The following is a 13,444-nucleotide window of genomic DNA, read 5'->3' as shown; positions in this document are numbered from 1 at the left end:
GTGAAAATACAATCAAAATTGAGTATGGCCGGTATAACGGCTTTATCTGGTCTTGCCATGTTGGGTGCTGGAAGCTTTGCGTTATTTACAGCAGATGCTCATTCTTCTCAGCAGAACTTCGGAGCAGGTGTTGTTGATATCACGTTACATGGGGAATCAAATGTTTTTTCGAATGTTAAAGAGATCCCTTATTTTAATATGGTTCCTGGCGATCGCGCTGGTGGATATGTAATTTTGCATAATACAGGAAGTGTAGCGGAGATTCTTGATTTGCAAAATAATGTTCATGGACCTATATTTTGGGATGATGGATTGAACAATGGGAAGGTTGTCACATTAAACGGATTTGTAAAAGGTTCTAGTCAAGAGTTGAATCAACAAGCACTTTTAGCAGATTCACCATTTGGTCGTACAGTCTATCAAACATATAAAAATAATTGGCAACCAAGGTTGTTAATAGGTGGCCCCAAGTTAATTCCAGGATTCGGGTATGAATCTGTAGATTACCATGGTTCGAGCCCATTGAACGAATATCAAACTGACAATCATCCTGCTTATTATGTGCTTCAATACGCTATTTACAATAGCCTGCCCAAAGTCGTGGAGGCTCCTCATGAATACCCACAAGCGATAGGCTATCGTGTCAGTGGCTCCATTGTAAATACAAATTTATCTGTACCGTACACTTATCAACAAGCAGGTTATAACCTAAATGGTGGGGATTTTTCAGATTCGACGGGAACTTTGAACGTTGAATCGTCTGATGCATCGTTTGATAATGAACTTATTCAACCCACTAAATTTAGCGGATCGACCGATTTGAAAGGAATTGTGTTACAACCTGGTCAATATCTTTTGGTTACGTATCGAGGAGGATTGCCCAAAGAAGCAGGAAATGACTACCAAGATGCTTGGGGTAGTGTATCACTTTCGGTGCTGGCTGAACAATATGAAAATAATCATCAGAACATCCAAGTAACTGGCTCAAATGGAAATGGCGGTAATCCAATACAGTCCGGTCAAGGCTCTACAACCTCTCCGACTCCAAATCAATATTTTTCTAGTTTAAACGCAAATCCATTTAGTTCAAGTACTATATATGCCGGTCAAAATGTGAATTACACTTTGCAATTGTGGGATTCTAGTCATTCACCTCTTGAGGTTCCGGTGTCCGATATTTCGTTGTCGGTAACAAAGGGTACGGCAAAAGATGTTGTTTTCAGTCCAATTGATTCTCTCGGTAATGGATTTTATTCTTTTTCAGTCAGTGACAGTCAAGCAGAAATACTTCAAGTTGAAGCAACTGTTATGGCAAATGGCGTAAGTGTTCATGCAGAATCTAAGCCTATTCAGTTGGCTGTGGATCATAGCATTTTGAGTTCACTCTCCTTTGATCAATCTTCGGAGCAGGCAGGTCAGTCGGATACTTATACGCTATCATTAAAAAATGCTGCCAATCAGCCGCTTCAGGGATTAACTTCAGACATATCTTTATCCACTATCAAGGGAACAGCACAAGATATTGAATTTGGGCCTATTGTTGAAAAAAGCCCAGGCTTATACCAATTTTCAGTCAAAGATACGAAGTCTGAACTCATTCAAGTGAAGGCGACTATCAATGCTCTGGATACTGAACAATCGGTGACAGCTTCAGAAGAACAAATTACTCCCGGACCTGCCGCTCAATTGATCTTTTACCCTGATTATTTAGATTTCGCAACAGAAAATAGTAGAATCCCAGTCACTATCTCACTGGAAGACAAATATGGAAATATTGTTCCACAAAACGATGTACTTACCTTTCACTATCAAGGTCCATTTAATATTATAGGCGTAGATGGCTATGCGCAATTAACGAATGGTGTTTTTCATGGTACGGCCATAAATCAGTTTAATCCAACTTACAGTAACTATATGTACCAATATAGTCAATTACCCACAGGCTATTTCTTTGCAATCTTAGGAGATTCTAATTCTGTTTCTGACAATAGTAATGGATTAAATGCAACTTTCTCAGGAGAATTGTCTCCCCAATCACCTTCTTCTGGAGAAGGGGGTGGCTGCGGTTGCCTCTTCTAAAGCCAATAACATTCATATCTATCTTGGTGCTGATGGCCACAATTATGACGGGATGCGATGTAAAATCGCATCCCCATTTGACTCCATTACCCCAATCCACTTCTTCGCAATTGATTAATGATTCATCCATCGGCCCTTTTGCCATCCATATCCATACTCAAGATGGTAAAAATGGTCAGTTGGCTTCGGTAGGCCTCGTCTCGCTTCCGACTCGAAGTACATCTGGTCTTTCTGTATATCAGGTATTTTATTGGAGTCAAGGTCAGCAGGTTGAGGCTTACTTGACTCTTCCTTCCAAACCTGGAGATTACCCTTTGCTTGTTTTACTTCATGGGGGATGGGAAGTTCCCAAACCCGGAATGTATCATTCCCCATTTTCATGGCCAGCGTCCAATCAATATTCCAATCAAATTATTACTATTGCACCTGAATATCGAGGATACGTACAAAGTGAGGGAACTCTTCATGGTCTTCTTGGCGATCTCGATGATACTGAAGCTGCCATACAGTGGGCCTCACATATCCCAGGATATTCAATTCGGGGCCTCTATTTATTTGGTGAATCTCTAGGCGGCGGTGTTGCCTTGCAATATGCTGCGCAGCATCATGTTGATGGGGTAGTCGCTCTTAGTCCTTATGTGGGCCCTGATGCCATGGACAATTGGTCTAAAAAATTAGATTGGCGTCCTGACCCTGCGGCAGAGTATGCTACAGCATATGGGCCAGAGTATTTACATGGAAAACTGTCTTTACGATATGAGAAACGTTCTCCTTACGATCAAGCTCTTGAGATTCAAGCTCCTGTATTATTTTTACAGGGACAAGAAGACCATCATGTGATATGGCAATCTGTAGCTGCTATGGCATTAAGGATGAAAAAGGCAGGAAAAGATGTAAAACTTTTATTGTACAAATACGGCCACCATGGGTTACAGAAAAAATATCGATCCGTTACGCATCAGGCTATAGAAAAATGGTTTGAACAGCATGGACTTCCTGGCCCTTGGCCCACGTCAAGTAACATTCATTAATTTCTGCCTCAGAATACAGAATGGAAAGTATTCGCTTGTTTTCTTTTCTTTATTTTTCAACTCATTGGATTTGGAGGGGATGGGAGTATCCAATGATAGGTGACTCGTTACTACTGATCAATGCTCGCATTGTTGGCGAAGATAAAATTTTGGATCCCGGCTGGATGCATGTCACTGAAGGGGTAATTGGTGAGCTTGGACATGGAGCACCACCGAATGAATTGTTTTCAGGATTGGCGTATCATCAGGTTGATGCTCGTGGTCAGTGGGTCGTTCCAGGTTTTATTGATATGCATGTGCATGGTGCTAATGGAGCAGATGTTATGGACGGTACATCATCTGCTATTGAAAAAATTGGTCAATTTCACATTCAACATGGTACTACAGGCTGGTTGCCGACTACACTTACCGCCCCTATAGAAGCTTTGGAGAAGTCCATTCAAGCATCGGGTATCGCACAACAAACAGCTTGGAGGTCAGGTTCAGCACAGGTGTTAGGTGTACATTTAGAAGGTCCTTTTCTATCTCCATCCAAAATGGGGGCTCAAAATCCTGTGTTTGTACAGCCCCCCAACATATCTATAATGAAACGGTTACTGGAGACGGTGCCTGGCCTTGTGCGCAAAGTCACTTTGGCTCCCGAACAGCCAGGAGCTTTGCAGTTAATTCAGTTTCTTAGAGAGGAAAAAGTCATTGTTTCTATTGGGCACACAGTCGCTTCGTATGAAGAAACCATAAAAGCTTTCGAAGCTGGAGCAACGCATGCGACGCATGTATTCAATGCAATGAACAGCATTCATCATCGCGAACCCGGTGCTGTCGGTGCCTGCTTACTTTCACAAAATGTTATATGTGAACTCATAGCTGATGGACATCATGTACATCCAGAAGTTTTGAAATTAGTGATGCGATTGAAAGGTAAAGATGGTGTTATTTTGATTACGGATGCTATTGGAGCAACAGGTAAACCGGATGGAGTTTATCAGCTGGGGGGGATGAATATTGTGGTGAAACAGGGCATTTCGACGCTACAAGATAGTCAATCCTTGGCTGGTAGTACACTAACCATGGATGAGGCCATTCGAAATATGATGATTCAAGTTGGAGTAACCCTGTTTGAGGCAATACAAATGGCGAGTCTGACTCCTGCACGTGAACTGGGGTTGGATCATCGAAAAGGAGTTTTGGCGGTTGGGCACGATGCTGATTTTGTACTCTTAGATGAATCGTTACTCGCAAGTGAAACATATATTTTGGGCAGACGTCTATATCGGCGTTCATAAAGTTGGTAGATTGGTTATTTTGGAAAGCTGTATGCTATACAACTTGTATGGAAATCTTTGTTCAGTTAAAATAAGCATAGTCTCGTTGATACTCGGTGTATAAATTTACTTGAAAAGTAGACAAGACCGTTCATCCAGGGTGGAAGGGCTATTATGCTTACCACGGTGGAGAGAACGGTTTTTGATTTTTGTAAGCTTTTCAACTTTCGGTAGAATGGAGGGCTAAAGTAAATTGCAATTAGGAGATTTGATCTTTATACGGGGCACTCAAGGATTGGCGGGGCCGATTCGTAAAATTACTCGTAGTCCTTATACGCATATTGCTGGTTTGGCGCATCCGGAACAAGTTATCGAATCTCAGGCTTTACGGATTACAGGTTATGAGCATGTCCAAACCTATAAAGGTGTGGCAGATGTTTATCGATGTGAAGAATTAACGGATCGGCAAAGGAAAGAAATTGTAGAATTTGCTAGAAGTAAAATTGGTACAAGGTACGATTATCTGCTTTTTTTCTGGTTAGCAGGTAGACATCTTTTAGGTCAAAGCGTTCCACTCATAGCGAGTCAGAAACGTCGTATTTGCACAACGCTCTGGGCAGATGCTTATCGGTCTGTTGGCATCGACTTATGTCCAGGAATTGAATATCCAACTCCGGGGGAATTAGCCAATTCTCAATGGCTTAAAAAAGTGGATAGTTATTAAATAGGTGTACGGAATGCAGGATGTATAGCTTGCAACTTTTAAAATAAAAAGCCGCATTGCTGCGGCTGTTGAATGAAGATTTTCATAAGTTTTACTTACCGATGGCAGCGGTGTTTTTTCTCGCATTTGACAAGAATTTTTTCGCCCGGATGCAGGATAATGACGATAGGGCGATGGCGATGATGTTTTTTCATGACCTTAACACCTCCCTGCAATAGCTGTAGAAGATCTTATGTACAAGAATGCCAAGGTGTATGGACATTCAGGGGGAGGCATCAGCGGGTTTCCTACTTCATCCTGTACTTGCTTCTAGGTGTTACCCATTTGAGAGGAATCAATATCTAAAGATGGGTCGCAAATTTGAACTTTAACCAATTGCAATCATTCGATCAATGGGGAGTCTGGCGCGTTGACGGATTGTTTCAGAAACAGAAACAACATGTTGATTTTCTTTTAAGGATTCTAAGACTTTAGGCAAAGTTATCATTTTCATAAATGGACAGACGGCTGAGCGGTTTGCGGCGATGAAGGTTTTGTTTGGATTTTCCTTTTCCATCTGATGAAGAATTCCAGTTTCAGTTGCGATGATGAATTGGCTGGAGGGAGAATTTTTTGCCCTCTCCAGCATGCCGCCCGTCGATAATAGATGAGTTCGCTCTTTTGGAAGTTGACCTTCTGATAATAAATACATGCTGGAAGTCGAACATCCGCATTCTGGATGGATCAATAATTCTGCATCAGGATAGTCTCTAAACACGTTGTCTACGTCTGCGGGGGAGATTCCTGCATGTACGTGACACTCCCCCATCCATATGTGCATATTTTTACGACCTGTGGCGCGTTGTACATAAGCCCCCAAAAACATATCGGGTAAAAATAAAATCTCTTTCTCTTCAGGTATACTTTCTACAACTTTGATAGCGTTAGAAGAAGTGCAGCAATAATCACTTTCTGCCTTGACTTCTGCAGATGTATTGATATAAGACACAACTGCGGCGTCGGGATATGCTGATTTCCAATTGCGGAGATCGGCGAGTGTGATTGAATCAGCCAGAGAACAGCCTGCGTGAATATCGGGCAACAGGACAGTCTTGTCTGGATTCAGAATAGCGGCTGTTTCAGCCATAAAATGAACGCCACAGAAGACAATCACATCAGCGTATGTTTGAGCGGCTGCTCTTGCGAGTGTTAATGAATCCCCTAGAACATCTGCAATATCTTGAATTTCTGGTAATTCGTAGTTGTGGGCAAGAATGATAGCGTTGCGTTTTTCTTTCCATTCCATAATCTCATATCGTAAAGAATCTTGATCATTTACAGAGGACATCAGGGTGGCTCCTTAGATATCAGTTTTCATATAGCTGAGATCATCTTTTCTCTACTTCAAAACGGTGAACCATTCATCATGGGATGAAACTTTCTACATCAAAGATTTATTCAAATCAAGAAGTGATTATACTGAAGTATATACAGTTGTATTCTTGTTGATCAACTGTTTTATTTGGATTGAACATAGTAGTATATACACATGTAAATATATAAAAATAAAGATAGGCTAGTTTTCAGAAATGATCGATGAGATTGATTCATTTTCATTCAATCTGGGAGGTATATGGATGTACATCAACGAGACCACAAAAATGTTGATTCGAATGGCGCTTGCGGAGGATATAGGTAGAGGAGATTGTACAACCGAATCTGTGATTGATTCTCATCTCCACGCTCAAGCTTTGATCTTTGTAAAGCAACCTGCACGAATTGCTGGATTACCAATCGTTGAGGCAGTATTTTCTGAACTTCATCCAGAAGTGAATGTTCATCACTTGGTAGAAGATGGAGAAGAACTGAAAAGTGAGAAAAATGTAGTTTGTCAAGTGGAAGGTCCGGCTCGCGCTCTATGCATGGCTGAACGTACAGCGCTTAATTTTTTAGGACGTCTTACGGGAATTGCTACATATACAAGTTTAGCCGTTAAACACTTAGAAGGTACAGGGACTCAATTGCTAGATACTCGCAAAACAACTCCTGGTTGGCGTTTGTTAGAAAAATATGCGGTAAAAATGGGCGGAGGACAAAATCATCGTTATGGTCTGGATGATATGGTTCTTATAAAAGATAACCATATTGCTATCTGTGGAAGTATCACTTCAGCAGTTCAGAAAGTACGCGCTAGGGTCGGGATGTCCTTCAAAATAGAGGTAGAAGTTGATACCTTGGAACAATTGAAAGAAGCGTTAGAGTTAGAGGTTGATATGATCCTGCTAGATAATATGGATATCCCTACATTAAGACAAGCAGTACAACTAACGGATGGACGAGTAGAACTAGAGGCTTCTGGGAATATGACTATCCATCGATTGGCGGAGGTTGCTCGTACAGGCGTTTCCTACATATCCATGGGAGCTTTAACCCATTCTGCAAGCAGTGTAGATGTGGGCATGGAAATTGTATTTGTGTAAACGGTGAAACACTTTCATACCGAAGAGAGGCCATCGTGATGGAAACGTTAAAATATGATTTCGTTATTGTAGGAAGCGGACTTGCGGGCATCGCAGCTGCGTATCTGCTTAGTTCGCATGGCAGTGTACTGCTTCTCTCTAAAGATTTTCCTACGGAAAGCAATTCTTTTGCCGCCCAAGGAGGAATGGCAGCCGCTATTGGAATGGATGATAACGTAAACTTACATGCAAAAGATACATTAGAGACGGGGAATGGATTATCTGATCCAAGAGCTGTCCAATGCTTAGCAGAGACAGCTCCTCGTATCGTTCATTGGCTGCAAGAAATAGGAGTTTCATTTGATCAAAGCTCAACGGGACAGATTTCCTTAGGCTTGGAAGGTGCACATTCAAGACGACGGATATTGCATGCTGGGGGAGATGCAACAGGACGAAAATTGATGGAAGCTTTGATGGTCGCTTTGAAAGAACGACCTAACATTCATCAGCTGGTCAATATGCACGTTCTTACCCTCTTGCAAAATCAGAATGGGCGCGTGATAGGTGCAAGGGCACAGTTTGCAAATCGCACACAGGAAAAAATTGAATTTTATGCTAGACGTGCAGTCATTTTAGCCACAGGTGGAGTAGGGCAGTTATTTCAAAGAACAACCAATCCAAGAGGAGCAACAGGTGATGGACTTGTCCTGGCATATGATGCAGGTGCAAGTTTGCGCAATCTGGAATTTATTCAATTTCACCCAACAACCCTCTATTTTAATGGATTTCCCGCTTTTTTAATTTCCGAAGCTGTACGCGGTGCGGGTGGCATATTAGTAGACGATTTTGGAGAAGCCGTCATGAAAGATTATCCATTAAGAGATTTAGAAGCGCGTGATTTGGTGGCTAGGAAGATTTATCAGCGTATGCAAGAAGGCAGACATGTATATCTGGATTGTCGCCACATCCAAAATTTTCAACAAAAATTCCCCAATATTTTTGCCAGATGTATATCTTATGGAATTCATCCTACCCGAGATCTTCTGCCGGTTTTTCCTGCAGCCCATTTTATGATGGGCGGAATAGCTACTGAGATGAATGGTCAAACAGATGTAGAAGGCCTTTACGCGATAGGCGAAGTCGCTTGTACAGGGGCGCACGGAGCCAATCGATTAGCCAGTAATTCTTTATTGGAATGTTTGGTGATGGCATTTGCTTTAGACGAACATTTCCGCTCTGAGAACAACGAAGAAAGTGAAGTTAACGTTTCCTTAACCCAGTATCAAATGGAAAGAATTCCAGATAGCCAGGAACTGTTAGACCAAGTCCAAAAAGTAATGTGGAAAGCAGTGGGTATTGTTCGTGATCAATGCTCTTTGGATAAGGGTTTGAAAACCATTGTTGAACTTCAGCAAAAACATCCGCAATCTGGTCTTCTTTGTACAGCAAGATGGATTATAGCATCAGCGATTTCTCGGCAGGAAAGCAGGGGAGCACATTTCCGAGAAGATTTTCCTGTCCCCGATCCTCGGTTACATCATGTGGATACTTGGCTGCGTCGAGAAGAATTCCCTTCCATTTATAAAGATGCATGCGATGATTTTAATATCTCACAGAAGATTCGGCGTCTGTCAGTCGTAATGGCAGAAGTTTGACATAACATTAAATATCCCGTCATGGTATCCGCTTCATGCGCGGGTGAAATTTAAGGGAAAGGAACCATGCGCATGTCTTTGCAAATTTTGTTCCGCCAAATGGATATTCAGATGGCACAGGAAAATTGCGGGGTATTTGTGGGACAAATTCATGTTTCTGGACTGGATTCCAGTGGAAAACAGAATATTGTTCATGACTCAATGCTCGGCAGTGTAAATTATTTGTATCAAAATGTTCAAATTGTAAATGACAGAGACATTTTTGTAGATGGTTTCATCCAAGACCAGGATATGAAACCGCAATGGAGTAAAACGCAATGAGTCAGCAAAATCAGTTACCGGAAATTATTGTAAAAGTGGGCTCTATTAGTGATAATTCTGGCGTATATATATCTAATCAAAACGTCATTCTGGGTATCAGCAATCATTCTAAAACGAATAGCGGGATAGGTTCTATAGATTCCCACAATGCGCTTTTGGGCAATTTAAGCATCGTTTATGACAATGACGGAATTGATACCCCGATTGACGATCGCGATGTGAAAATCTATCAGTCACAGCCGGATGCTTCTGAGAAGATGACGCAGATTGCATTTGATAGTATCCAAGTGTTGAGTATATCGCAGAATTCGGGAGTATTTGTAGGAGATGTGAAAATAACAGGACTTGATTCTCATGCGAAGCAAAATTTAGCACGCGGAGCCACGAGTGGCAATCAAAATGTTGAAGCGAAAAACGTCAATTATATTGAAGATGCAGATTTTGTGGACGGAGTGATTTTTGATCAGGATTTTAAGGCGCTCATTCGCTAGGAGGTTCCTCTCCATGCCAAACATGATTTGTATTGGTGCAATCAACATCAATTGTCCCCAACAAAATGCAGGGGTGTTTATTGGCGAGATTAACTGTGGCGGTTGGGATGCAAATCAAAAGCAAAATCAGGGATTCGGTGCATTGAACGGTTTATTTAATTTTGTATGTTTTCAGTCGGCCTATCTTTATGACAATTTTGAGTTGATAGATGGTTTGATGAACGATTCGGACTTCAAGCCGCTGATAGGGATGAATATCTAAAGAAAGCGAGGTTGGTTTCATGCCGGTCTTTGTAATGATAGGAAATATTAATTCCAGTACACCACAGCAAAATGCCAACGGCATTTTGGTTGGCGAGTTTAATTTCAGTGGTTGGGATGCCAATATGAAATACAACGCAGCTTATGCGGGTAATTACGGCGTGTTTAATTTTAGTAATGGTTTATACAATATGTTGAATGATGGGTTTGAAGGTATAGATGGTGTGATCAACGATCAAGATTTCAAACCGGATATGGGAGGGAATATGTAAGAAATAGGATTGTTGTTGTGCTCCCCGAAGGCAGATTGCTATCACAAACAACATGTGTCTATGGGGAGCACATTCGATAAGATACTGGCAAAATCCTCAGTTAATCGTGATAAGTGACTTGCAAGAAAACAACGTCATCTTGCGCTGTCAATCTGGTTTCACTTCCTACGGGAATCATCCAGGCAGCAAAATGTTTCACAGCGTGTGCAGGAAGAGTGTCCCACTCCATAAATGCCGTCCCAGAGACCATGATGATGGTTATGGGGGATTGGATTGGCGCGATGGTGTGAACAGTGTTAGCCTTCAATTGAACGCGATCGATATGAAAAAATGGACAGTCGATAAGAACTTCGACATGATTTCTCTCTTGCCGGTAAGGTTTGAGCGCTTGATGAGATAGTTGAGTATTGTAAGATAAAACATCAGCCGCTTTATCCACATGCAATTGGCGCGGTTTTCCACTCGTATCAGTTCGATCCCAATCATAGACACGGTAAGTGACATCGGAGGTTTGTTGAACCTCAAGCAGGACTGTGTCAGCTAGCAATGCATGCAATGTCCCCGCTGGTACATAGACTAAATCTCCCTCACAAATCGATTGATAAATGAGATATTCACGCACTCGTTTAGACTTTACGGCTTGGATATATTCCTCACGATTCTGAAAGCGGTGTCCATAAATCATTTGTTGGGATGCCGGGCTATTCAGGATGTACCAAGCTTCGCTTTTACCATAATCTTTTTCATATTGAAGGGCATAGTTGTCGTCAGGATGAACTTGTACAGACAAATCCTGCCGCGCCTCAATCAACTTGATCAGGATTGGGAAACGAGGTTGCGGAGAGTGCCCTAAATAAGCGTCTGGGTATTTTTCTGTCAGTTCCTGCAATGTTTTTCCTGCTAAAGGACCATTTTCTACTACACTTAGAGCATTTGGATGAGCCGAAAGCAACCAGTATTCACCGATTGGGTGAGACAAATGTTCTACAGAGAAGTGTTTTTTCATGGTGTGTCCACCCCAGAGGCGTTCTACTGGAATGGGACGAAATTGGACTGGATAAGGCTTCATTGGTTACAGTCGTCTCCTTTTGGGTTCCTGGACGTAGAGGCTAACTCTATTCGATCATTTTACAGGAAAATAAGAATGGGCTGTATGAAATTTTCAATATTTGGGTGTTTTGCAAGTGCGTAATCTCATGCTTAGGAATACGATTGAGATGGAGGCGTATCGAGTCTATTGGAATTGAGAGTAGATTGGGCGAAGGGATTATTGCAGGGAGTATGACAATTAGAAAACATCGCCATACTTGAAGCGTCACAGTCAACTTTCGACATCTTAGCATCGAATCGCGCCAAAGGAAGGACGTGTGAACGTGTACAGCGTAGAATTGCAGACTAGAGCAGCGTTCACGGAATTGTATCATTTTTTGAGTGGCAAGGGTTTGCGTCTTTCTGTGGTAAGCAGAGGTGAACCGTCACAAGATACGTTAAGGCTCTTTTTTACACATCCTGATGAGATCGCTGTATTGCTGTCTACTTTTTTGTGCGAAATATGGAAACCGTTGTACCTGAGGCACTTGCTTACCATCAAAGCACCTTGTCTGGAAGCTGATGAACTCGAGTATATTTCGCTTTTAGTTCTCCACGAAGTACGTCGAAATGAGATACAAACGCAACACGAAACGCTGAATATACAGGAAGCCATTATGCAGTCCATCCATTATGCGCAAGAAGCATCGGTACCAATTATGTTGGATATGATTGCGCGCTTTCGTTTTCAACAGAATTTACAACTTGTGGAATGGGAAATTGATCATCAACTACAACAATTTTTTTCTGATCGTGAATATGCGGAGTCTGTAGAAATTCTCCGTTTGATTCTTGATGAACAGCCGCAACATTTGGAAACTTTCGATGTTTATATTACAAACCATCATATATGGATATGCAATCAGACAGGTGAGTTGGTACGTGATCGAGAAATGACTCAAGCACTGATGCGAGCGTCAGCTTCGGAAGAGATTCATCCTGAAGATTTCGCTATGAGTCTCCTGATTACGAAATCTCCTCAGTGGATAAAAATTCATAATTTAGCGCACAATCAACAATATCCAACCTTTGCTGAGACACTCAAGCGAGTATTTCGTGAACGTGCCATTTTTTGCGGCGGTTGTTCTACTTGTCAACTCCTTCATCAACAGCAAATTGTGTTTTTTCGCACTCCGGGCGACATGGAGACTTGACACTTGACATTCGTTTGGCATAGGATATCGAAAATAGGATGATCATCAACGGAGCACTGAAGAAAGACGAGCTTTTCATTCTCGGACATTCAGAGATTTCTCGCCGCGGCTGAAAGCGTGAAACCAGCAGATTGAAAAGACACCACTTTCTGAGCTTCTGGCAGGGAGAGAGGCTGTATAGGCCTAAACTCGAAATGCTGGACGGGGCGTACGTTATACGCACAAAGTGGCAGTTTGAAAAGGGCTGCAATTTTGGGTGGAACCACGGAAACCAAGCGTTTTCGTCCCATGGGGACGGAGCGCTTTTCTTTTGTGCGCCCGGCATGGGCGTTGTCTCTACGGTGAGAGTCCGGAATGGTGAAGGTAGCAGTAGCCATTAGCTTAAGCCAAGGGTGTCCACCGTGAGGTGGAATCTGAAGGAAGGCGGCGGCAAACCTCCGACCCGAGGTTCACGAACTCCAATCGAGGCTAGCGACAGTTGGGTGAGTCTGCAAAACAAGACAAAGCCCTTGCTACCGAAGGCTGTCGAGAGTAAATGGAGCGGGTAGATGGAGGGAAAGACAACGTTCTTACCCGGGGAGGTCTGTCCGGCACGCCAGCGATGCTGGTAAGCGTTTCTGAAAGGAAACGTTGAACGGACAGAAGTCAGCAGAGGTCATACTACCTG

General features: G+C 42.3%; 13 protein-coding genes. 11 read left to right on the top strand and 2 right to left on the bottom strand.

All coding sequences use genetic code 11. From position 1 onward, the window contains the following. The 4 genes from BUA75_RS09015 (at window position 1) to BUA75_RS09000 (ending at window position 5,096) form a co-directional block, all read left to right on the top strand. The gene (locus BUA75_RS09015; RefSeq protein WP_072874287.1) at window positions 1-2,079 is read left to right on the top strand and encodes a TasA family protein; all 2,079 of its coding nucleotides are present in this window, start codon (window positions 1-3) and stop codon (window positions 2,077-2,079) included. A gap of 77 nt (window positions 2,080-2,156) precedes the next feature. Further along, a complete protein-coding gene (locus BUA75_RS09010) occupies window positions 2,157-3,110 on the top strand; it encodes an alpha/beta hydrolase family protein (RefSeq protein ID WP_207549738.1) in 954 nt (317 codons plus the stop codon). A 92-nt stretch (window positions 3,111-3,202) separates the two neighbouring features. Beyond that, window positions 3,203-4,393, top strand: coding sequence for an N-acetylglucosamine-6-phosphate deacetylase (nagA, locus tag BUA75_RS09005; protein ID WP_072874285.1), 1,191 nt, complete (start codon window positions 3,203-3,205; stop codon window positions 4,391-4,393). Between the two features lie 232 nt (window positions 4,394-4,625). Beyond that, window positions 4,626-5,096 carry a C40 family peptidase gene (locus BUA75_RS09000; RefSeq protein WP_072874284.1) on the top strand — a complete coding sequence of 157 codons (471 nt, stop codon included), beginning with the start codon at window positions 4,626-4,628 and terminating at the stop codon, window positions 5,094-5,096. Between the two features lie 367 nt (window positions 5,097-5,463). Here BUA75_RS09000 and nadA read toward each other — a convergent pair whose 3' ends face one another. Beyond that, window positions 5,464-6,423 (bottom strand): quinolinate synthase NadA, encoded by a 960-nt coding sequence (gene nadA / locus BUA75_RS08995; RefSeq protein WP_072874283.1) that lies wholly within the window; start codon window positions 6,421-6,423, stop codon window positions 5,464-5,466. A gap of 289 nt (window positions 6,424-6,712) precedes the next feature. Here nadA and nadC point away from each other — a divergent pair, with 289 nt between their 5' ends. From nadC to BUA75_RS08965, 6 genes are all read left to right on the top strand, one after another. Beyond that, a complete protein-coding gene (nadC, locus tag BUA75_RS08990; protein WP_072874282.1) occupies window positions 6,713-7,555 on the top strand; it encodes a carboxylating nicotinate-nucleotide diphosphorylase in 843 nt (280 codons plus the stop codon). A gap of 38 nt (window positions 7,556-7,593) precedes the next feature. Further along, the gene (gene nadB, locus BUA75_RS08985) at window positions 7,594-9,189 is read left to right on the top strand and encodes an L-aspartate oxidase (protein WP_072874281.1); all 1,596 of its coding nucleotides are present in this window, start codon (window positions 7,594-7,596) and stop codon (window positions 9,187-9,189) included. Window positions 9,190-9,261: 72 nt separating this feature from the next. Further along, window positions 9,262-9,510 carry a hypothetical protein gene (locus BUA75_RS08980; RefSeq protein ID WP_165611987.1) on the top strand — a complete coding sequence of 83 codons (249 nt, stop codon included), beginning with the start codon at window positions 9,262-9,264 and terminating at the stop codon, window positions 9,508-9,510. Then, window positions 9,507-10,001: a hypothetical protein gene (locus tag BUA75_RS08975; RefSeq protein WP_072874279.1), complete on the top strand. Its 495-nt coding sequence runs from the start codon at window positions 9,507-9,509 to the stop codon at window positions 9,999-10,001. The genes BUA75_RS08980 and BUA75_RS08975 overlap by 4 nt, the downstream gene beginning before the upstream one ends. A gap of 13 nt (window positions 10,002-10,014) precedes the next feature. Beyond that, window positions 10,015-10,263 carry a hypothetical protein gene (locus tag BUA75_RS08970; protein WP_072874278.1) on the top strand — a complete coding sequence of 83 codons (249 nt, stop codon included), beginning with the start codon at window positions 10,015-10,017 and terminating at the stop codon, window positions 10,261-10,263. 19 nt (window positions 10,264-10,282) lie between these two features. Beyond that, on the top strand, window positions 10,283-10,534 hold the full coding sequence (locus BUA75_RS08965) for a hypothetical protein (protein WP_072874277.1): 252 nt from the start codon (window positions 10,283-10,285) through the stop codon (window positions 10,532-10,534). 100 nt (window positions 10,535-10,634) lie between these two features. On the opposite strand, the gene BUA75_RS08960 is transcribed toward BUA75_RS08965, so the two are convergent. Continuing rightward, on the bottom strand, window positions 10,635-11,603 hold the full coding sequence (locus BUA75_RS08960; protein WP_072874276.1) for a type I phosphomannose isomerase catalytic subunit: 969 nt from the start codon (window positions 11,601-11,603) through the stop codon (window positions 10,635-10,637). Window positions 11,604-11,907: 304 nt separating this feature from the next. On the opposite strand from BUA75_RS08960, the gene ytxC reads away from it, so the two are divergent. Next, window positions 11,908-12,777 carry a sporulation protein YtxC gene (gene ytxC / locus BUA75_RS08955; protein WP_072874275.1) on the top strand — a complete coding sequence of 290 codons (870 nt, stop codon included), beginning with the start codon at window positions 11,908-11,910 and terminating at the stop codon, window positions 12,775-12,777. Window positions 12,778-13,444 lie beyond the last annotated feature (667 nt).

The sequence above is a fragment of the Alicyclobacillus tolerans genome, from assembly GCF_900142255.1.
Lineage (GTDB): Bacteria > Bacillota > Bacilli > Alicyclobacillales > Alicyclobacillaceae > Alicyclobacillus_I > Alicyclobacillus_I tolerans.
This window is presented reverse-complemented; position numbering and strand designations above follow the sequence as displayed.